At 63.2% G+C, this 19,296-nt stretch carries 14 protein-coding genes; 8 read left to right on the top strand and 6 right to left on the bottom strand.

What is annotated here, in order from left to right; genetic code table 11:
* Positions 1 to 702: thiolase family protein (locus ACYPYD_RS24210; protein ID WP_459665978.1), on the bottom strand; the 702-nt coding region annotated here is incomplete at its 3' end.
* A complete protein-coding gene (locus tag ACYPYD_RS24205) occupies positions 699 to 2,945 on the bottom strand; it encodes an acyl-CoA dehydrogenase (protein ID WP_459665976.1) in 2,247 nt (748 codons plus the stop codon). The genes ACYPYD_RS24210 and ACYPYD_RS24205, both read right to left, overlap by 4 nt.
* 222 nt (positions 2,946 to 3,167) lie before the next feature.
* Between ACYPYD_RS24205 and ACYPYD_RS24200 the strand changes: the two genes are divergently transcribed.
* A complete protein-coding gene (locus ACYPYD_RS24200) occupies positions 3,168 to 3,335 on the top strand; it encodes a DUF1328 domain-containing protein (protein WP_036527815.1) in 168 nt (55 codons plus the stop codon).
* 706 nt (positions 3,336 to 4,041) lie between these two features.
* Positions 4,042 to 4,194, top strand: coding sequence for a hypothetical protein (locus ACYPYD_RS24195; protein ID WP_459665974.1), 153 nt, complete (start codon positions 4,042 to 4,044; stop codon positions 4,192 to 4,194).
* Positions 4,195 to 4,201: 7 nt separating this feature from the next.
* Here the strand turns inward: ACYPYD_RS24195 and ACYPYD_RS24190 are convergent, their stop codons facing one another.
* The gene (locus tag ACYPYD_RS24190) at positions 4,202 to 6,232 is read right to left on the bottom strand and encodes a c-type cytochrome (protein ID WP_459665972.1); all 2,031 of its coding nucleotides are present in this window, start codon (positions 6,230 to 6,232) and stop codon (positions 4,202 to 4,204) included.
* A 173-nt stretch (positions 6,233 to 6,405) separates the two neighbouring features.
* Here ACYPYD_RS24190 and ACYPYD_RS24185 point away from each other — a divergent pair, with 173 nt between their 5' ends.
* Together ACYPYD_RS24185 and ACYPYD_RS24180 are read left to right on the top strand one after the other, a co-directional pair.
* Complete coding sequence (locus tag ACYPYD_RS24185; RefSeq protein WP_459665970.1) at positions 6,406 to 7,317, top strand: alpha/beta fold hydrolase; 912 nt, start codon at positions 6,406 to 6,408, stop codon at positions 7,315 to 7,317.
* A 495-nt stretch (positions 7,318 to 7,812) separates the two neighbouring features.
* On the top strand, positions 7,813 to 10,161 hold the full coding sequence (locus ACYPYD_RS24180; RefSeq protein WP_459665968.1) for a TonB-dependent receptor: 2,349 nt from the start codon (positions 7,813 to 7,815) through the stop codon (positions 10,159 to 10,161).
* Between the two features lie 88 nt (positions 10,162 to 10,249).
* On the opposite strand, the gene ACYPYD_RS24175 is transcribed toward ACYPYD_RS24180, so the two are convergent.
* Complete coding sequence (locus ACYPYD_RS24175; protein ID WP_459665967.1) at positions 10,250 to 10,432, bottom strand: hypothetical protein; 183 nt, start codon at positions 10,430 to 10,432, stop codon at positions 10,250 to 10,252.
* Between ACYPYD_RS24175 and ACYPYD_RS24170 the strand changes: the two genes are divergently transcribed.
* Positions 10,431 to 11,111 (top strand): formylglycine-generating enzyme family protein, encoded by a 681-nt coding sequence (locus tag ACYPYD_RS24170; protein WP_459665965.1) that lies wholly within the window; start codon positions 10,431 to 10,433, stop codon positions 11,109 to 11,111. The genes ACYPYD_RS24175 and ACYPYD_RS24170 overlap by 2 nt on opposite strands.
* A gap of 1,039 nt (positions 11,112 to 12,150) precedes the next feature.
* Entirely contained in the window at positions 12,151 to 14,487 is a 2,337-nt protein-coding gene (locus ACYPYD_RS24165; protein ID WP_459665963.1) for a TonB-dependent receptor, read from the top strand.
* A 127-nt stretch (positions 14,488 to 14,614) separates the two neighbouring features.
* Here the strand turns inward: ACYPYD_RS24165 and ACYPYD_RS24160 are convergent, their stop codons facing one another.
* Together ACYPYD_RS24160 and ACYPYD_RS24155 are read right to left on the bottom strand one after the other, a co-directional pair.
* The gene (locus ACYPYD_RS24160) at positions 14,615 to 15,814 is read right to left on the bottom strand and encodes an MFS transporter (protein ID WP_459665962.1); all 1,200 of its coding nucleotides are present in this window, start codon (positions 15,812 to 15,814) and stop codon (positions 14,615 to 14,617) included.
* Positions 15,815 to 15,922: 108 nt separating this feature from the next.
* Positions 15,923 to 16,630, bottom strand: a complete 708-nt coding sequence (locus tag ACYPYD_RS24155; RefSeq protein ID WP_051587259.1) for a TetR/AcrR family transcriptional regulator — start codon at positions 16,628 to 16,630, stop codon at positions 15,923 to 15,925.
* Between the two features lie 220 nt (positions 16,631 to 16,850).
* Here ACYPYD_RS24155 and ACYPYD_RS24150 point away from each other — a divergent pair, with 220 nt between their 5' ends.
* Positions 16,851 to 18,065: a CaiB/BaiF CoA transferase family protein gene (locus ACYPYD_RS24150; protein WP_036531190.1), complete on the top strand. Its 1,215-nt coding sequence runs from the start codon at positions 16,851 to 16,853 to the stop codon at positions 18,063 to 18,065.
* On the top strand, positions 18,065 to 19,294 hold the full coding sequence (locus tag ACYPYD_RS24145) for a thiolase family protein (RefSeq protein WP_051587260.1): 1,230 nt from the start codon (positions 18,065 to 18,067) through the stop codon (positions 19,292 to 19,294). Before ACYPYD_RS24150 ends, ACYPYD_RS24145 begins: the two co-directional genes overlap by 1 nt.
* Positions 19,295 to 19,296 lie beyond the last annotated feature (2 nt).

Genomic DNA, 19,296 nt, shown 5'->3' with positions numbered 1-19,296 from the left:
CCATATCCGGCGAGCAGCCGTCCCATCGGCGTGGTTGCAAGCCGGATGTCGTAGCGTATTGCCGACGGCCGCTGGCGGGTGTCGAATATCAGGTCCGAGGCCACATCGCCGCGCGCCATCGAACGCGTGAGCGGCGATAGCGCGAGGCGCCCCTTGTCGAGCGACAACTTGAGCGCGATGTTTGAAACGGGCACGTTCTTCGAGCGCACGAAAGCGATCTTCCAGTCGACCCCCGCGTCGAAGCGCTGCCGCCGCCTTAAGCTTGCCGAGGGCGCTGTCCTTGCCGCCCTGCATCGCCGCCAGCCATTCCACCGCATCTTGCCGCAGCACGAGCGGGGCATGACTGAGCGCTTCGGTGCCGCCCGCCAGGATCAGATCGCTGCCGTCGTCGGCTATATAGCGATAGGCGGTATCCATCGCCCGCATCCCCGACCCGCAGTTGATCTGGACGGTGAAGGCGCTCGTCTGCGCGCCGCAGCCAAGGCGCAGGGCCGCGACACGGGCCGGATTGGCCTCGTCGGCGATGACATTGACGCAGCCGAGGATCACCTGATCGATGGCCTCGAGCGCGAACGGCTGGCGCAGCAGTAGTGGGCGGCCGCATTGCACCGCGAGATCAACCGGAGTGAACGGCCCCTGCCCGCCGCGTACCTCGAGGAACGGTGTGCGGGCGCCATCGACGATGTGGACCGCGCGACTCATTCGGCGGCCTCGCGCAACGACGTATCCGTTCTGCGGGTCAGTTCCTCGGGCGCGAAGTCATCGACCGCGATGACTTCGGCGACGGCTCCGTCCGCTTGGCGCAGCTGCTCGCGTTCCTCCTGCGAGATCAGGCCCGCCGCGAGCGCCTGATCGGCGTCGCGGACGCGGGCCTGCTTCATGCGGTCATGGATCGGCTGGGTGGCGACGGTCTTGCGGAAAGCCTCGGTCAGCCGCGCGACTGCATCGTCGTCGCCGCCGATATAGACGTTCTCGACCAGCCGGTCGCGTGCTGGGCACGGTTCCAGCAGGATGGCGGCGGCGCGGCGTATCGTCCGGTCGGTGGGGCCGTTGCGGCGACGACCGTAAGGCATGATGAACAGGCGCAGCATCCAGCCGACCGGGCGGGCCGGGAAATTCTCGATGATCTGCGCGAAGCTCTGCTCGATGCTGGCAAAGCCGCTCTGCATGCACCAGTCGAGCAGTGGCAGGTCGTCATCCTGCCGCCCTTCGTCCTCCCAGCGCTTGAGCGCGCCCGAGAGCATGTAGAGTTCGGACAGCACGTCTCCGAGGCGCGCCGAGAGCAGTTCGCGCCGCTTGAGTTCGCCGCCCAGCGTCAGGAACGCGATGTCCGAGCAGAACGCGAAGGCTGCGGCATAGCGGCTCATCTGGCGATAATAGCGCGTGGCCTTCCCCGCCTTCGGAGCAGGGGCGAAGACGCCGCCGCTCCAGCTGCGCACGAACGCGCGGATCGCGGTCTTGAGCGCGTGGCCGACGTGCTTCCATAGTACCTTGTCGAAATCGGCCAGCGCGCGCCCGCGATTGGCATCGCCCACCGCGCGGATCTCGTCGAGGAGATAGGGGTGCGACCGGATTGCGCCTTGTCCGAAGACCATCAGGCTGCGCGTCAGGATGTTCGCGCCCTCGACGGTGATGCCGACCGGGATCGCGCGGTACTGTCCGCCCATGTAGTTGCGCGGGCCCTCGATCACCGCCTTGCCGCCGTGGACGTCCATCGCATCGTTAATGACGACGCGCATCCGCTCGGTGGCGTGAAGTTTCAGGATCGAGGAGATCACCGCGGGATGGTTGCCCTGATCCAGCCCCGCGCAAGTCAGCCGCCGCGCGCCGTCGAGCAGGTAGGCATTGCCTGCGATCCGGGCGAGGCGTTCCTGAATGCCCTCGAACTTGCCGATCGGCAGGTTGAACTGCGATCGTACGCGGGCATAGGCGCCGGTTGTATGTGCGGCGAAGGCGCCCGCCGCCGCCGACAGCGAGGGCAGCGAAATGCCGCGCCCGGCGGCCAGAGCGCTCATCAGCATCTTCCAGCCCTGACCGACCCGCTCGGGCCCGCCGATCACGTTGTCGAGCGGGATGAAGACGTCCTTGCCCTCGTTCGGGCCGTTCTGAAACGTCTGCATCGAGGGGATGTGCCGCCGCCCGATAGTGATGCCGGGCAGGTTGGTGGGCACCAGAGCTACGGTGATGCCGATCTCGTCCTGCCCACCAAGGAGATGCTCGGGATCGCGCAGCTTGAAGGCGAGTCCCAGGATCGTCGCGACCGGTCCCAGCGTGATGTAGCGCTTGCGCCAGTTGAGGCGGATGCCGAGCACTTCTTCGCCCTGCCAATCGCCCAGGCAGACCACGCCTTCGTCGACCATTGCGGCGGCGTCTGATCCTGCTTCGGGGCTGGTGAGGCCGAAGGCAGGAAGCTCGCGCCCATCGGCGAGGCGGGGGAGCCATTGCCGCTGTTGCGCTTCGGTGCCGAACCGCAGGATCAGTTCGCCCGGTCCCAGCGAGTTTGGCACCATCGCCGTCACTGCACCGGAAACCGAGCGAGTGGCGATCTTCCTCACGATCTCGCTATGCGCGAAGTTCGAGAAGCCGAGGCCGCTGTGTTCCTTCGGAATGATGATGCCGAAGAACTTCTCGGACTTGAGGTAGTCCCACGCCTCGGGGGGCAGGTCGTGGGTTTCCCAGGTCATGCGCCAGTCGTCGATCATCCCGCACAAGGTCTCGACCGGGCCGGTGATGAAGGCCTGCTCTTCTGCCGTGAGAGTGGCAGGAGGCACGGCCAGCAGCGCATTCCAGTCAGGGTTGCCGGTGAACAGGGCGGCGTCCCACCACGTGTTCCCGGCATCGATCGCCTCGTTTTCCGTGGCGGACAGCGCGGGGAGTGCGGATTGCACAAGCGCCAGAACCGGGCGTGTCAGGACTTCGCGGCGGACGGTAGTGACAAACGACATATTCAGGCTCCTTCTCCACAGGAGCCAACGCGCGGAAGGCGCGCATGATCCGACCCATCGCCAACCCTATCTTCGGCACGTCAGGGCCATGTGCCTTACCGGACGCCACCATACGTGTCGGGAGTATGCAGGATGTGTCTGGAACATTGACAATGCCAGAAAGTTTGCAAGTTCGAGCACGTCGAAGTGATCGACGCAGCTCTTTCAAACGGGAGATGCCTGATGTTTCGCTGGGCCATCATTTTTGCAGTGGTCGCAGTCATCGCTGCGCTTCTGGGTTTTGGGGGCGTGGCAGGTCTTTCTGCCGGCCTTGCCAAGATTTTCCTGATCGTAGCGGTCGTAATTCTGGTTCTCGGATTCCTGTTCGGACGCGGTACGAGGGTACGCTGAACCTTGCCCCTTTTCCGTTAAACGGGGAGGGGCGCACAACCGGCTTTTGAGAACCCCGGTGAAGAAATTAATGGCAAGAAGCGAAAGTCCGCTCTGCCGTGTTTGATATTTCTTTTTCGAGCATCCTGCGCAGGCGGAAGTATCCTGGTCGCGCTGTGTAGAGACGGCATCGAAATTGACGCGGCAAGCGCATGCAACTGGCTTGCGTTGGCACTCGGGTCTCGCCAGTCCCGGGGGCAGGCCACCGCGACGGGTAAGCTTCTGCAACGCGCCCGTTCACCGTTCGACAGCGATTTTGCCCCGCTTGGAAGCTGACATTCAAACTATGACGGGACCTGGGACAAAACCGACGTTCGCGAGGCGCGCCGTGAACGGCAGGAGCCCATCCAACATCTGCCGTTCCTGAAGCACTGATGATCGTTCCCTGCAATGCGCGGGACTGGCCGGTAGGCGACTGTCGCGTTTGGAGCGCAGATACAGAGATAGTTGCCGCTCAGCCGGGTCGCCTACCGACCAGTTCAAGTCGCTTCTCACGCTCCGCATGAATGACTTGCGCCCTCGGGAGCGGACATAACGGATTTGTAAATGGCAACGTGCGGACGGAGGTATAGTCGTCGCGACAGACCCAAATCCGAGCAAAGCCGATTGGGAAGAGCGCGGCAGTGCTGGTGATGGACAATCGAAAGGCTATAGCGCGCTCTTAGCAGTGCACTTTCTGGGCAGCGACACCACCGATGAGGTCGCGCACTCAGGCAGCGGCCAGACGATGCTCTTCGCGACTTCGCAAAAGACAATCCGTATCCGCGACATCGAAATCGCGGTCCTGAGCCCGGGACACATCGCCGCGGTCTGGCAATAGCCGGCGCTTACCTCGCTGCGCCGGAGCGTACATATGTGGCGATCTCGGCCAATTGCGTTTCGCTGAGCCCGGAGCCCATCTCCTTCATTTTGCCGACCTTGAGCGCATCGACGATCTGCCCTTGGGAATGTCCCGCTATCACTGAAACCGGCGGTGCACCCGATCCGGCCCTAGAATGGCAGGCGGCGCAGCGGCCATCAAACAGCGCCTTGCCCTCATTCCCGGCAGCGGCGACAGCGGGGTGCTGCAGCGACGGCATCGCGGCGCCCGGCGCCCGCAGCCCGAATGCCTGCAGCCGGTCCGTGCCGACCAGTACCATGCCGTCCACCACTGCGGGCTCGTTGTACTTGCCGGAGGTGAACAGCGCATCACCGCTTTGCCACAGCGGCTTCAGGCTCTTCGCGTCGAAGGCATAGAGGCGCGCACCGGGCGCATCTGGCTGGTAGATATCGACGCTGCGCGGGACATTGGTGTCCAGCACCCAGACCACGCCGTTCTCGCCGCCATTGCTGGAGACCACCGGCGAGCCAGGGTTCTGCATCGTCACCGTCATCTCGCGCCCGTCCACCTTGAGGTAGGCCGGCTCGCCCTTGCGCGTCACCACCCGGACCCGCACCAGGCTAGGCGGCACGTTGGTGCCGAAGTCCGGGCCGGTCTTGGCGCTGCCCGCAAGGAACAGGTAGTGCTCGCCGAGGCGATTGCGGAAATGGGCCAGCGTGGCGCGGCTCTTGGCGGAATTCACCATGCCGATGCTGTCGGAATAGGGACCGAAGACCACCACCGGACCGCGCGACTTCAGTTCCGGCTGCACGCCCGGCGCAAGGAGCGAGCCGTCGCTCGCGGGATCGGTGCTGCAGGCATGGCGCTTATGGGTGCCGCCGGGCATGTGGTCGCGGTCGAGCAGGTAGGCGTTGCCCTGCTTGCCCGCCCCCAGCGTAAGCAGGTGCGGCGTGCTCGCACTGCCGCGATCGAGGTCGAACAGGACCGCGCCGCTGCCCGCGATGTCGATGTCGGACGCGGCCGTCTGGCAATAGTTGAACGGCGAATACGTGCCCGTCAGGCGCAGGCCAGCCTTGGGATCGTCGCTGAACTGCAGGATCGATTGCCCCCATGCGCCCACGACCTCAGGGAATACGCCCGGGATGCCGCGCTTCTCGAGGGCGGAAAGGAAGCTGGCCCCGGTCGCGATGTAGATGCGCCCCTGCGCGTCGATCGCGGGGCCGGATGCGCCCCACATGCCGCCCTGCTGCAGGTCCGCGCGCGGCATCGAGGAGAAGGCGCTTGCCACCCGGTGGTTTGCGGTATTCACCGATACGAGGAAGCCTTGAAGGTCAGGCCCGAACGCCACGTAAAGGCGCCCGCCGTCGCGGCTCAGGTTGAGAGCGCCGCGCTGGTAGTAGATCTGGCCCGGCACGAAGCGGCTGACGCCGTTGCGGTTGACCTGAGCCGTGACGGTGCGGTGGCTGATCTCTACCGGCCAGCCTGAAACTTCCTCCCCGGTCCGCAGGTCCAGCGCATGGGCGTCCCAGGTCCAGTCGCCCCGGCAACTGGTGACGTAGAGCCGGTTGGCGGCGCGGTCGATCACCGGTGTGGAGAGGTTGCCGAACTGGCCGTCCTGGCACGGGTCGGCGGTCAGCCTGCGCTTCCACAGGATCGTTCCAGCCGGGAGGTCGGCCCGCTGCCCGGCGTGGATGGCATAGGCATAGCCGGTGCTGGATACGACGAAGGCGACGCGCAGCGTCCGGCCCGCCTGTGCGCTCTCGTCGAAGCCCAGCGCGCTGACATAGAGCGGCGAGGCGAACAGGCGCGGCGGCGTCGCGCCATGAAAGTCTAGCCTCGGCGACTGCCAGATTTCGCCGAACTGCCCCCCCGCCACCGCCGCCGGGGAAAGCATCCGCTCGCGGTCGTTCCAGCCCTCGCGCGCGGAGGTATTGTGGTAGGTCAGCTTGTCGACGCCCGCCGGCGACAGCGCCGGATCGCCGCAAGCGCCAAGCAGAAGCGCCGATCCGGTGGCCAGGCTTGCGAGGATATGCTTCATGCCGGGGATGCTCCATGCCGGATCGCGAAGTTGTGCGGTCTAACCTTGCCCGTGCGGGGAGCGAACGTCGGGAAAACGATGGTCGTCGTCAGGCGGATAGCGGACGCGCGACGGCTCGACCTTGTCCGACCGGCTCCTGACACTCGCCCCGATCGAAGCAAAGGAGACCATGGATGGTCACTCGACGTGCGTTTGCCGGTGGCATGACTCTTGGCGCCGTTGCGCTTGCCTCCGGCCTGCCCGCCGCCGCGCAAGTCGCACCTCCGCCTGCGGGACCATGGACCAGCGCCGGAGCAGTGCGCCGTGCGGGAGGAGAACTGCACCACGTCTCGCTGGGCGAGCACGGCGCTGCGCCGCCGGTTGTACTGCTGCACAAGCTGGGCGGCTGGGCCGCGGACTGGCGCGAGGTCGCGCCCGAGCTTGCGCGCGGTCGGCGCGTGATCGCCTTCGACCTGCCTGGCCACGGCGCCTCTCGATGGCAGGGATCGCCGCCCGAGGTCCAGACCGTGCTGGAGACTGCCACGCTGGTGCTTGGCGCGCTGCAGGACATGGGGCTCGGCCAGCTGGACCTTGCGGGGACCTCGCTCGGCGGCTGCGTGGCGGTGGCGATGGCCGCACTCGCGCCCGGACGCGTGCGGCGGCTTGCTTTGCCGAGCTGCGTTCTCGGCCCGGCAAGCACGCGCGAGCAGGTCGCTGCCAAGGAAAGGGGTCAGGCGACGATGTTCACGCCCGAGGGCGATCCCCTGCCCGGCGACCCGGCGCTGGCACGCGACATCTTCGGCTTGCGTGACTTCGTGCGCATCGGCGCCGAGCAAAACGCCAGCCGCGCGCAGGCCGGGCGCTGGATCCGCCCGCACGAGCGCGGCGTCGCATACACCGACTTCGTCGAACTCATGCGCCGGATCACGGCGCCAACACTGCTACTCTACGGCGCGCGGGACACGTTCTTCCTAAAGTACCGCGCGACTGCCGAGGCCAACCTGCGCGATGGGCATAGCGTGGTGCTGCCGGAAGCCAGCGGCTTTCCGGTGCAGGACAACCCGCGGGAAACGGCCGAGGAGCTGGTGCGCTTTCTGGCCTGTTAGCGGCGATGCCCAGAACGTTCGCGCCTCCCCGAACACAAGCATACCGAAACCTACCTGCAGGGCGGAGGCAGTTCAGGGATCGGAAATGGGGGCAAAAGCCGGGCGCATCATCGGAAGGGTGCGCGGCCATCATGAAGAAGCCGGAAAAAACAGAATCTCCGCCTGCCGAAGTATATCCGCAGACCGGTCATGAGGCTTCGCGTCATTGCAGGCATTTGTAATCATAAGCATTTTTCGGTCATCGAATTCGATCGACGAGTATTTACCTGGGCAGCTCCGTAGAGGCGAGCGTTCGGATCGAAAAATTGCGCCTCGGATGCGCATTTCACCAAAAAGACTTTCAGGGGTGATGACATGAGGACATTTCGACTACTAGATCATGCTGGTTGGGGTGCTATGGCACTTGCCATCGCCGCGCCGGCAACCACCTTTGCGCAGACCGCCGACCAAGCTTCTCAGGCGAATGCTCCTTCGGATGTGGGGGGGGACATCGTTGTGACCGCTCGCAAGCGCGAAGAAAACATCCTCGAAACGCCGATTTCGATTGCGGCGTTCTCGGCCACGGCGCTCCAGCAGCGCGGCATCGACACCATCATGAAGATGTCGGAGAGCACTCCCGGTCTCAACGTCAATCAGAACGGTTCGGGCCGCAATGACCGTTCGTACCAGCAATTCATCATTCGCGGCTTCACGCCGTCGTCGACCAAGACGACGACGTCTTCGATGTTCGTCGATGGCGCGCCAATCTCCTCGACCTCGGCGCTGTCATCGATTTCCGATCCCGAACGCATCGAAATTCTCAAGGGGCCGCAGGCGACGTATTTCGGCCGCAGCACCTTCGCGGGCGCTGTCAATGTCGTTAACAAAGTGCCGGGGAACGACTGGGGCGGCTCGATCCGGGCCATGCTCGGCACCCGCAACAACTACTCCTTCCACGCCGACATCGAAGGCCCGATCGTACGGGACCTCCTCGCATTCCGCATCAGCGGCGATGGTTTCGGCAAGGATGGTTCCTGGCGCAACACCTATTCCGGCGAAACCCTGGGCGATCAGTCCAGCCGCAACCTTTCGGCGATGCTGGTCTTCACGCCGGCCTCCAACCTGACGGTCAAGGCGTTCGGCATTTATTCGCGCGATGACGACAACCATCCCGCGAACGGGTTGCTCGGCACACACCAGATTGCCGATACTTCTGGCAACGTCGTCGTCGCGAACCAGTCCAACTGCAATCTTACCGGCAGCACCTCGGGCATCGCTGGGCAAGGCACGGCGACGTCATATCCGTTCTTCTGCGGCACCACGCCCCGTCTTGCTTCGGGGCCGTCGGCCAATACCGACTTCGACGATGTCGCAAAGAACTGGCTGAGCACCGTAAAGGGGCGCATCTTCGATTACGACAAGGGCGTGGAAGGCTACGGTTTGCTGCGCAACTTCTACCACACCCACCTTGGCGTCGATTGGGAACTCGGTGACACAGGGGTGACGCTGTCGAGCCTCACCGCATACAACCGCGAGGAGTTCAGCGTCTTCATCGATCTCGACAACCAGGGATCGACTTCGCTGGCGACCAGTTCGCCGAGCGCCGAGCGCCCCTACTTCGACTACCCCTACCTGATCGAACGGCTGAACCAGGACATTTCGCAGGAACTGCGGGCGACTTATGACAATGGTGGTCCGATCCAGGCGACCTTCGGCGGCAGTTATCTGAATGCCACCACGCGCAGCGGTGTCGGCGGCGGCTTCCTGCCTTCGGCGACTTATGCCGAGACGGGCAAGACCCGCTCGCGCACCTTCGGTGTGTTCGGTGCCGTGACTTACGAGTTCACGCCGCAACTCTCGGTCAGCGCAGAGGGGCGTTATCAGGTCGATACGCTCTACGCCTATTCGCAGCCGACCGGCACGACCATCGCAGCGCCCGAGATCGCAACGCCGGGATATTACGCAGGCGGGGACCTACTGCTCAAGCAGAGCTACAAGAACTTCCTGCCCCGCGTGATCGTCAAATACGAGACGGACGGCGGCCTCATGAGCTACGCGTCCTGGTCGAAGGGCGTGAACCCCGGCGCTTTCAACACCGAATTTCTCACGCTCTCGCAAGACGTCATCCAGCAGGCGATCGCTGAAGGCGTAAAAATCGCCGTGGAGCCCGAGAAGGTCACGAATTATGAAGTAGGTCTGAAGGGGGCGCTGTTCGATCGCAGGGTGAATTTCTCGTTGGCGGTATACTATGCCCAATGGCGCAACCAGATCAACGCGATCTCGCTGATGACGGTGGGATCGAACGGTCTTCCTGCAGTGCTGAGCGGCAGCGCCAACACTGGCAGCATCGACATGAAGGGCGTCGAACTGGAGACCAACTGGCGGCTAAATGACCTCATCACGATCAATGCGGCGGGGGCGATAAACGATTCAAAGATCTTGAAGTACACCAACCCTCCCGTGTCCCGCCTGACCGGCGTGTTCGACTTCCACGGCAATGAATTGCCACAGACGTCGAAATATTCCGCGAACGTGGGCGTGCAGTTCGGGGGCGAACTCAATTCAGGGGACGCGAGCTGGTTTGCCCGTGCCGATTACAATTTCAAATCAGGCATGTGGTCTAGCGCCGCTAATGTGGTGAAGACGCAGGATAGCCACAAGGTCAATCTGCGTGCCGGGACAAACATCGGACCGTTCTCGTATGAGATGTTCGTCACCAACGCGTTCAACAACAAGGCCTACACCTCGGTCGGCGAGCAGGGCCTGTTTGCGAACGGCTTCCCTTACAGCAGCACCCTCTCCGCGTTGGTCGTAGGGTTGCCCGACTTGCGCACTTATGGCGTGAAAGTCGGCTACAAGTTCTGACGACGGGATGCAGCGTGCAATTGCACGCTGCATCCGAATTTCTTCCAAGCGGCCAATTTTCACGCGAACAGTCTCACTCCTCTGGAGATTAATCCATGATATCCAGGCTTTCGCTGATGCTCGCCTTCGGCGTTACGGCTACGATGGTTTCTGCCGCCGATGGACCGAACGCCAAGATACCTGCTTTCCCTTCCATCCGCCGCGGCGCCGCTTTTTCGGACTGTCGTGATTGTCCGGACATGGTGGTCGTGCCTCCGGGCAGCTTTGTCATGGGATCGAGCCAGGAAGAGCGCGACGCGCTCGGCGTCGATCCGCTTTTCGACAAGATGGAATCGCCTCGGCATAAGGTCACGATCGCCTACAGCCTTGCGATCAGCCGCTATGAAATTACGTTCGATCAGTGGGATGCCTGCGTGGCCGATGGTGGCTGCAACGGCTATCGGCCGCCCGATGAAGGCTGGGGCCGCGGTCGCCGTCCGGTCATCCACGTCAACTATGCCGACGTGATGAGCTATATCGACTGGATTTCTCGCAAGACCGGCGCGAAGTACCGCCTCCTCAGCGAGGCGGAATGGGAATATGCCGCGCGCGCGGGCACCAGTACCTGGTTCGTGTTCGGCAATGTCGCCGACCACGAAAAGGCGAATTTCGGCAACAGACTGGACCGCACCGCAGCAGTCGGCAGCTATCCGCCCAATGCCTTCGGCCTGCACGACATGACCGGCAACGTTGCCGAATGGGTTGCCGATTGCCATCATGATGACTTCGTGGGCGCTCCGACCGACGGCTCACCCTGGCTGACCGGCGACTGCAAGCTGCGCAATGTACGCGGAGCAGGCTGGAGCCTGATCGACTGGACCATTCGTGCGGCACAACGGATCGGCGATCCACCGCAGCAGCGCAACAGCCATCTGGGGATGCGCATCGCCCGTGAATTGGCGGAGAACTAGTACTCCTTCGATCGGTCCCGGGCCCGCCCAAGTGGAGCGAGAAAGAAGCGGATCGCGCAGATTTGACGAGGTTTGAGCGCTCACTTCGGGCCATGACTTGCTCGTTCTCCGAACTAGCTCGTCACCGCGCGAACGACCGCTTCATCCGAAACCGGCCATTCGCTATCGTCCTCCCGAACGACGGGATTGTCCCAGCCCCGGCCATAACCGGACTGACCGCTCGTAGTCGCGGGACTTTTCCAATTGAGCGGCTTGGATGGGCGCGTAACAGCCGGTCGGCTTCGAAGAACTCTGTCAGCAGCTTCTGTCAGGAGTAGGCCCTCGCGGCCGCTGATCGAAGCGACAGGGTCTGGTCGGATACTCCGATATCCGTTTAGCTCAGCCAAGCGACCTTTAGCGATCGTTCAGAAAACGCCGCCGAGTCTAAAACTGAACTAGCAGATGCGTGAAATCGGCGTGGCGATCCTCGCAAGATCACCTCGGTTGGAGGCCATGATTCGAAGGCATCGCCCGATGGTTGGATAGCTTCGTAACTGGTGCAATTCGGGGCCTAAAGCGGCAACGCGCAGGCTTACGCCCGCACCTCACAGGTGCGGCAATTCGATGGCATGAGCATCGCGTCAGTGCCGGGAATTACGGACCCGGCACTTATGTTTCCAAACATTAGTTAGAATTTGTTGACTTGGGCCGCCTGCCCACGCAGTCTGAATGGAAGAAGGCATACCGGACGCATTCTCGTGCTCCGGATTTGGCCGAGACGGGAGAGTGGCGATGGCGTGCAATGGGCGGCGCCAAGGCATTGAAGCGATCGCAGGCACGCCCGGAATGTATCTGGCGCATCGCTTTCCAATAAAAATCAATATGCCAATGGGGAGATCATATGAATATAAATAGATGGTGTTGTGGCACTGCTCTTTTTGTCCTTTGTACGGCGAGCTATCCTGCTTTTGCCCAGTCGCATACAACGCAGGTCGTCTCCGAAGACAGCGCGGCAGATATCATCGTCACGGCTCGGCGCGTCGAAGAACGACTGCAGGACGTGCCGATCTCGATCACCGCGTTCAGCCAGCAGCAGCTCGCCAATCGCAACATCGTCTCTGCTGGCGACATTGCCATCTATACTCCGTCGCTATCGACCAACAGTAGGTTCGGCGCGGAAAAGACATCCTTCGCGATACGCGGCTTCAACCAGGATGCCGGCGCCGCGCCTTCGGTAGGGGTGTACTTCGCCGATGCACCGGCACCCCGCGTTGTCTCCAGCACCGCAGCGGGCAATGGCGCGGGACCGGGGTCATTCTTCGACTTGCAGAACCTGCAGGTTCTCAAGGGGCCGCAGGGCACACTGTTCGGCCGCAATACCAGCGGAGGGGCCGTCATCATCGTACCGCAGCGGCCGACCGATGCGCTTGAGGGCTATGTCGAAGGCTCGCTCGGCAATCACGAGTTGCGCCGTATCCAGGCCGTGGTCAATGTCCCGGTCGCCGACACCCTCCGCGTTCGAGTAGGGCTTGACCGGCAGACCCGCCAAGGTTTCATGAAGAGCGTCTCGGGCATCGGTCCAAGCCATTTCAACGACATCGACTATTGGGCTGGACGTGTCAGCGTCGTCGCCGACATCACGCCCAATCTCGAAAACTACACCGTCGGCACGTACAGCAAGTCCGATACCAATGGTTCGCTGCCGCGCGTGTTTGCTTGCAACCGCAGCCAGGCGGCAACTTCGGCGCTTGTCGCGCTGCAATGCGGGCAAGTCGACAGAGGCTCCGATCGCGGTTTCCATACTGGCGAGGCCGGTCTTTTGTCGCCCTTTCAGAAAGTCGAGCAATGGCAAGTGGTCAACACCACCACCTGGGTTCCGGCTGACACCCTGACGATCAAGAACATCTTCGCCTATTCGCAGTTCCGCGAATCCACGCGAGGGACCGTTTACGGCGAAAACCTTGAGATCGTCAGCGGCCCCAATGCCGGTACCAATGCGGTGCGGGTATTCTCGAACCCGTTTCCCGGCCTCAACACCGCTTCGGGCGCTACGCTTACGGAGGAACTGCAGTTCCAGGGCTCCGCGCTTGGCGATCGGCTGACCTGGCAGGCAGGCGCATACATGGAGCGCAACACCCCGCTGGGCTTTGCCGGGATCGTTTCGACGAACACGGCATCGTGCACCGGAACTGACGCGTTCCTGGGGTGCGGCCCGTTCACTCCCGCCGCAGGTGCGCCAGCGGCAACGACAACGCTGACAGCACGTGTCAACAAGTACTACCTGCAGGACTATGCGCTCTATTCGCAGGCCACGTTCAAGCTCAACAGCAAGTTGAGCGTCACAGGCGGTATCCGTTACACGTGGGATCGTTATCAGCTCACCAGCCGCCAGATGAACTATGCGCCGGTGCCTCCGACCGCCAATCCGCCAGTCGGCTATTGCGTCGATGGCTTTCGCTTCGGATCGCGCGGCAGTGCGACGAACCCGGGCACGCTGACTGTCGAACAGTGCCAGACCCACCTGACCGGGCACTCGCAGGCCCCGACATGGCTGATCGATCTTGATTACAAGCCTGTCGAGGACGTGCTGCTCTACGCCAAGTATGCCAGGGGCTACCGGCAGGGACAGCTCAAGGCGGAAGGCTACGGCCAAGAAGCGTTTGAACCCGAAAAGATCGACAACTATGAAATCGGCCTGAAGACCAGCTGGCGTGGCGCAGTGCGTGGAACGTTCAATATTGCGGGCTTCTACAACGATTTCAGCAACCAGCAGATCACTGCCGCCGGCTTCCTGCGCACGCCCGGGACGACGCCTGCGCAGTTGATCGTCAATGCCGGAAAGTCCACGATCAAGGGCATCGAGGTGGATGCGTCCATCACACCTTTTCATGGTTTAACCCTCGATGCGGCCTATGCCTATCTTGACACTGATGTGAAGTCGCTGACGGTCCCGCCGCCGGACATCGTCTTCTCGGCCATTACGCTGAGCGGCGCGCGGGTTGGCTATCCGCTGACATACTCACCCAAAAACAAACTTACGGTTACTGGCACGTATACGCTGCCGCTGCCTGAGGGCTACGGCAAGCTGTCGGTGGGCGTGACCTACTCGCATATCGATAGCCAGTACGCGAACTATCAGGACACTCCGGCGTTCCTTGCTGGGGCAATCCCGTATGATTACGGAAAGCTGCCCGCGCTCGACCTGGTCAATCTCAACGTGAACTGGGGTTCTGTTGCGGACATGCCGGTGGACCTGGCGCTGTTCGTGACCAACCTCACCAAGCGCAAGTATTACAATGCGACCTTTGGGGGTTATCCCAGCTTCGGCATCGAGGGCGGCGCGGTCGGCGAGCCGCGCATGATCGGCGTGCGACTGAAGTATCGCTTCGGGAACTGAGCAGAACCGGCATGACGCCGGGCTTACTGCCGGAACGGGGAAAGGGCTCCGCCATCGCGGAGCCCTTTTTCGTTGCTCTCTGGATTCTGGATCAGGTGGGCCTCGACGGTCCTCCCGCGCCGTTACCTCACTGTTGCCGGTGTTGTCGGAGGTATCGCCAGCCGATGACGATCAGGCAACCGAAGGCGAGCCCGGATGCCGCATACAGGGTGCCCGAAGGCCCATAGCTGCGCGCCACTGGCTCCACCATGGCGACGGCGACCGGGGCGGACAGAAAATGCGCTGCCTTGACGATGCCAGCTGCGCGCCCCTGATGAACGGGGGTGACGCGTGAAGACAGGGCGGTCATCAGGTTGGGGACGAACCAGCCGATCCCCAGGCCATAGATCAGCAAACCGGCGATGACCATTGCGATGCTGCCTGCCAATGCCGCAATGAAAAGGCCGACGGCCGCCGTCGCAAAGCTGAATGCGAACGCGGCGTGGGCCGAGATATGGGTGCGGGCGCGTCCATAGAGCATTGCCATCATCGCGCCGGCCAGCGAATCGGCCGTGAGGACCAGGGCGATCGCCGAAGGTCGGATGAGGCCTTTCTCGCGCAGCAGGAACGGCACCTGCACGCTCGGCATGAGCGCCAGGGTGCCGATCGCGAATGCCAGCAGCAGATAGCGAAACGGGAACCAGCCCGGCAAAGTCCGGCGCTCTGCCTGCGCGGATGCGCTGCCCAATGCGTCCGGCGCGCTGGCTTGCAGTCGCAGCGCCGCAGGGATCAGCACCAAGCCCAATGCATAGAGGCCGAACGGCAGACGCCAGCTGATTTCGCCCAAGGCGCCGGCAATCGGGTGCGCGAATATCGCGGTGAACATCGCAACCGATATATGCAGGCCCATCCATCGGGCCCGCGCCACGCCTTCGAGCTGGGTGTTGATCAGCGTAATACAGGCCACCTGGATTGCTGCGGCGCTGACCCCGACGAAGAGCCGCGAAACCAGCAACGAATGCAGATCGCTAAGATAGAGGCCCGCCGTGCCTGCCAGGGCATAAAGGGCCGCCGCTGCGATCAGCACCGGCCTGATGCCGAACCGGTCGATCAGGAAGCCGACCGTCGAGGCGCCCACGACCATGGCCAGCGCGACAGCACCGACTAGCTGTTTGACCAGCATATGGTCGCCGGGCCCCCGGGCAAGTGCATGGTCGATCTGCGGCAGCACCGACGCAATCGCCATGAGCGCCAGCGAGGCGATCAGGCCTCCCGCCAGGATCACGACTTTCGTGGCGGTATCGAGCGCAGCCGACGTCTTCAGAAATCCATCGTCCCGGGCAGCCATGGCAATCCTCTCTCAGGCCACCTTGCACGGCGGTAGCTCATGGAGAGAAGTCTATCAGTAGCCCAGAAACTGAACAAGCGTTTGATTGTTTGTTGCTAGCGAGTGGGATCAGCCGCCTCGGGACCCGGGGTAACCGGGCGGCCAGGGGATGGGCGCGGTGATCCGCTCTGGTGTCCGCACGACGCGCAGCACGTAGTTCACGTAAAAGGCGCCAAGTTCCTCGCGTGACAGGATTCCGGCGGCATCGATCGTGGCCGGATCGTCATGCAGATACCAGTCGGCGCCGGTATTGAGCATGCGGATCATCGTTGAAAGGGTCAGGAACACATTGATGTCTTGGCTGAAATAGCCTTCCGCCATGCCCTGCTCAATCAGCGCGCGCCAGACGAGGTAGTGCTCCCTTCGCCCCTGCAGGACGTAAGCGAGATCCGGATTGGCCCGGAAGTAGGCCCGCTCTTGGTGGAGAATCGCGTGGACCTCCTGGTGTTCGGTCAATTCCTCCACGTCGAAGAAGATCAGCGCGACAAGCTTGGTTTCCGGGTCGGCGTCCCGGCGATGGATTTCCTGCGCGCCGTCGCTGAGCCGCTGCACGGCATCGCGCACGGTTTCGTGGAGCATCTCCTCTTTGTTGGCGAAGTGATAGTAAAGGCTCCCTGCGAGCAATTCGACGTCGTCGGCGATCTGGCGCACTGTCGTCGCTTCGAACCCGGATGCGGCGAACCGGCGTCGGGCGGCGTCGAGGATGCGCTGGCGGCGCTCGCTACCCTTGTCGGTCGGCGGATGGATGGATGCATCCTTCCGGGGCTTGCCGCTCATGAACCGCCTCCGCGATGCTGCGCCAGATGGCGTTGGACAGAGGGCGCGCAGGGCAGAAACATCATCATGGAACCGCTTCTATAGGACGGTCGGCGTCCGGGCCAACACTTGTCTGTGCTTGCGAGAGGAAAGGGCGGGGTCAAGAAATCCCTTGCATATAAAAACAAACGCTTGTTAGAACTTGGCGAAGAAGGCTATGATCGATGCGAGGAGGAGCGGGATGAAAGAGGTGTTTTCCGGGGTTAGGATCATCGAACTGGCCCAGTTCGTGTTCGTGCCCGCCGCTGGTGCGTTGCTTGCCGATCACGGGGCTGAAGTGATCCACGTCGAAACCGTCGGAAGCGGCGATCCCTATAGATCGCTCAAGATTGGCGACGGCCGCGAAACAGGGTCGGCCAATCTTTCGCTGGAACAGAACAACCGGGGCAAGAAGTCCATCGCGATCGACCTCAAGACTGCGGCGGGGCGCGAGGTTCTGCTGCGTCTGATCGATACTGCGGATGTCTTCCTGACCAGTCTTCGTCCCAAGGCGATCAAGGCGTTGCGACTGACGCCCGAGGACCTGCAGGGCCGCAATCCAAAGCTGATCTACGTGCGCGGCAACGGTTTCGGGTTCAAAGGCGCCGAAGTCGACAAGGCGGGTTACGATGCCACCGCGTTCTGGGCGCGTGGCGGCTTCGCGCACGCGCTGCGGCCCAAGGGCATGATCGAACCGCTCAAGCCGCGCCCGGCGCTTGGCGATCATCTGGGCGGCGTGTCGGTCGCTTATGGGATCGCCGGGGCCCTGTTCAAGCGGGCGATGACAGGCGAGGCGGCAGTCGTCGACGTGTCGCTGCTCTCGACGGCGGTATGGGCGCTTTCGGCGGATGTGGTGGTGAGCCAGACCCAGTCGCCCGAACAGCACGCCCATGTCGGCAATCCGACGCGGGCGCCGCTGCGTTATCCTTACCGGACAGCCGACGATCGCTTCATCCAGTTGATGTTCCTGGATCCCGATCGCTACTGGCCAGCACTGTGCCACAATATTGGCCGCGCCGACCTGTTGCAGGATAGCCGCTTCGCCACCGATCCGGCACGCGCCGACAATGGTGCCGATCTGATCGAGGAGATTCAGGCGACGATCGGATCGCGCGACTGGCTTGAATGGAAGCCTGTGTTCGATGCCTGGGATGCGCCGTGGGAACTGGTACGCACCATCCACGAGGTTGCGGTGGACCCGCAGGTCGAAGCGAACGGACTGCTGTTCGACGTCGCGGTGCAGGATGGCTCCCGGGTCAGACTCGCGGCCGGTCCGGTCGGTTTTGATGGTCGCTATGCCCCGGCGACCCCCGTTCGCGCGCCTCTGCTGGGCGAACATACCGACGAACTCCTGCTCGACGCCGGTTTTTCGCGCGAGGAAATCGGCGACATGTCGCTGCGCTGCGTGGTGCGCTGATGTCCAGGCTGAGCTCCGGTGCGATGCCCAAGGCCGATGCGGGAATGTCCCGCAAGGCGGCGATCGTCGGTATCGGGGAAACCGATCATCGCGCGCTTTACCGGGCGGCGCGGGAAAAGGCGCACGGCTGCCCGCCCGTGTCCGCCGAGGGCCTCGCGCTTGCAGCGTTCGAAAAGGCGCTGGACGATGCGGGGCTGGAGCGCGGGGATATCGACGGGCTCTCGGTCTCACTGATCTACGGCGGTCCGACGACTGATGAACTTGCAGCCCAACTGGGCATCGACCCGGCGTATCGCGTCACCGCATCTGGGCTGATGGCTGGCCCACTGCCGATGGCCTGCGCGGCGATCGCCGAGGGCAGGGCCGATACGATCGCGATGGTCTACGCGGCAGCATCGCGCTCCATCGGGCGTCAATACGGCGGCAAGACCTATTCGGGCGGAGAGGCGGGCGCGGCTACGCCGACGTCGTATTACTATTACCATCCCTGGGGCTGGAGCAGCCAGGCGGCGCACTGGGCGCTGATCGCGCAGCGCTACCTCGAAGTGTACGGCTACGACGAGGCGGACCTGGGCGCGGTTGCGGTTCAGCTTCGGGCGAACGCGGCCGCCAATCCGCAGGCGATCATGACGACACCGATGACACGCGAGAATTACCTCGCCTCACGCCCCATCGTGCGGCCCTTGCGGCTATTCGACATGTGCCTGGTCAACGACGGCGCGGTTTGCCTGATCGTACGGCGAGGCGACAAGGCGCGGGATTGTACAAAACCCGCCATCGATGTCGCCGGCTGGGGGGAATCCAGGGCCCGGGGCAGCAAGTTGGCGACGCTGGTGTGCGATCGGCTTGCCCCGCAACTGCGCGATGCAGGAGCGCAGGCGCTGGCGATGGCCGGGCTGGACCTTGCCGCGATCGGGCATTTCGAGGGATATGATCCGGCCTCGATCCATCTCGTCAACCAGATCGAGGGCTATGGCTTTCTGGAAGCCGGCGAGGGGCTTCGCGCCTTTCGAGAGGGTAAGATGGCGGTGGGTGGGAGCCTGCCGGTCAACGTTGCGGGCGGGATGATGTCGGGCGCCTACATGCACGGCTGGAACCTGGTGACCGAGGCGGTGCGCCAATTGCGCCACGAGGCGGTCGGTCGGCAGATCGCCGGGCTGGAGGCCTCGATGGTCTCGGTCGCGCAGACCGACGTGGCCCACCCGCTGATCCTGACGCGGGCGGCCTGAGA

This window comes from Novosphingobium sp. 11B (genome assembly GCF_054589055.1).
The sequence above is the reverse complement of the archived record's forward strand: the minus strand, read 5'-3'. Positions and strand labels throughout refer to the sequence as shown.

Bases quoted from the DNA above. Each gene is read 5' to 3' on its own strand.
- ACYPYD_RS24170 (WP_459665965.1), top strand. From the start codon at position 10,431: ATGGGATCGAGCCAGGAAGAGCGCGACGCGCTCGGCGTCGATCCGCTT.
- ACYPYD_RS24190 (WP_459665972.1), bottom strand. From the start codon at position 6,232: ATGAAGCATATCCTCGCAAGCCTGGCCACCGGATCGGCGCTTCTGCTT.
- ACYPYD_RS24145 (WP_051587260.1), top strand. From the start codon at position 18,065: ATGTCCAGGCTGAGCTCCGGTGCGATGCCCAAGGCCGATGCGGGAATG.
- ACYPYD_RS24155 (WP_051587259.1), bottom strand. From the start codon at position 16,630: ATGAGCGGCAAGCCCCGGAAGGATGCATCCATCCATCCGCCGACCGAC.
- ACYPYD_RS24150 (WP_036531190.1), top strand. From the start codon at position 16,851: ATGAAAGAGGTGTTTTCCGGGGTTAGGATCATCGAACTGGCCCAGTTC.
- ACYPYD_RS24160 (WP_459665962.1), bottom strand. From the start codon at position 15,814: ATGGCTGCCCGGGACGATGGATTTCTGAAGACGTCGGCTGCGCTCGAT.
- ACYPYD_RS24185 (WP_459665970.1), top strand. From the start codon at position 6,406: ATGGTCACTCGACGTGCGTTTGCCGGTGGCATGACTCTTGGCGCCGTT.
- ACYPYD_RS24200 (WP_036527815.1), top strand. From the start codon at position 3,168: ATGTTTCGCTGGGCCATCATTTTTGCAGTGGTCGCAGTCATCGCTGCG.
- ACYPYD_RS24205 (WP_459665976.1), bottom strand. From the start codon at position 2,945: ATGTCGTTTGTCACTACCGTCCGCCGCGAAGTCCTGACACGCCCGGTT.
- ACYPYD_RS24175 (WP_459665967.1), bottom strand. From the start codon at position 10,432: ATGACAAAGCTGCCCGGAGGCACGACCACCATGTCCGGACAATCACGA.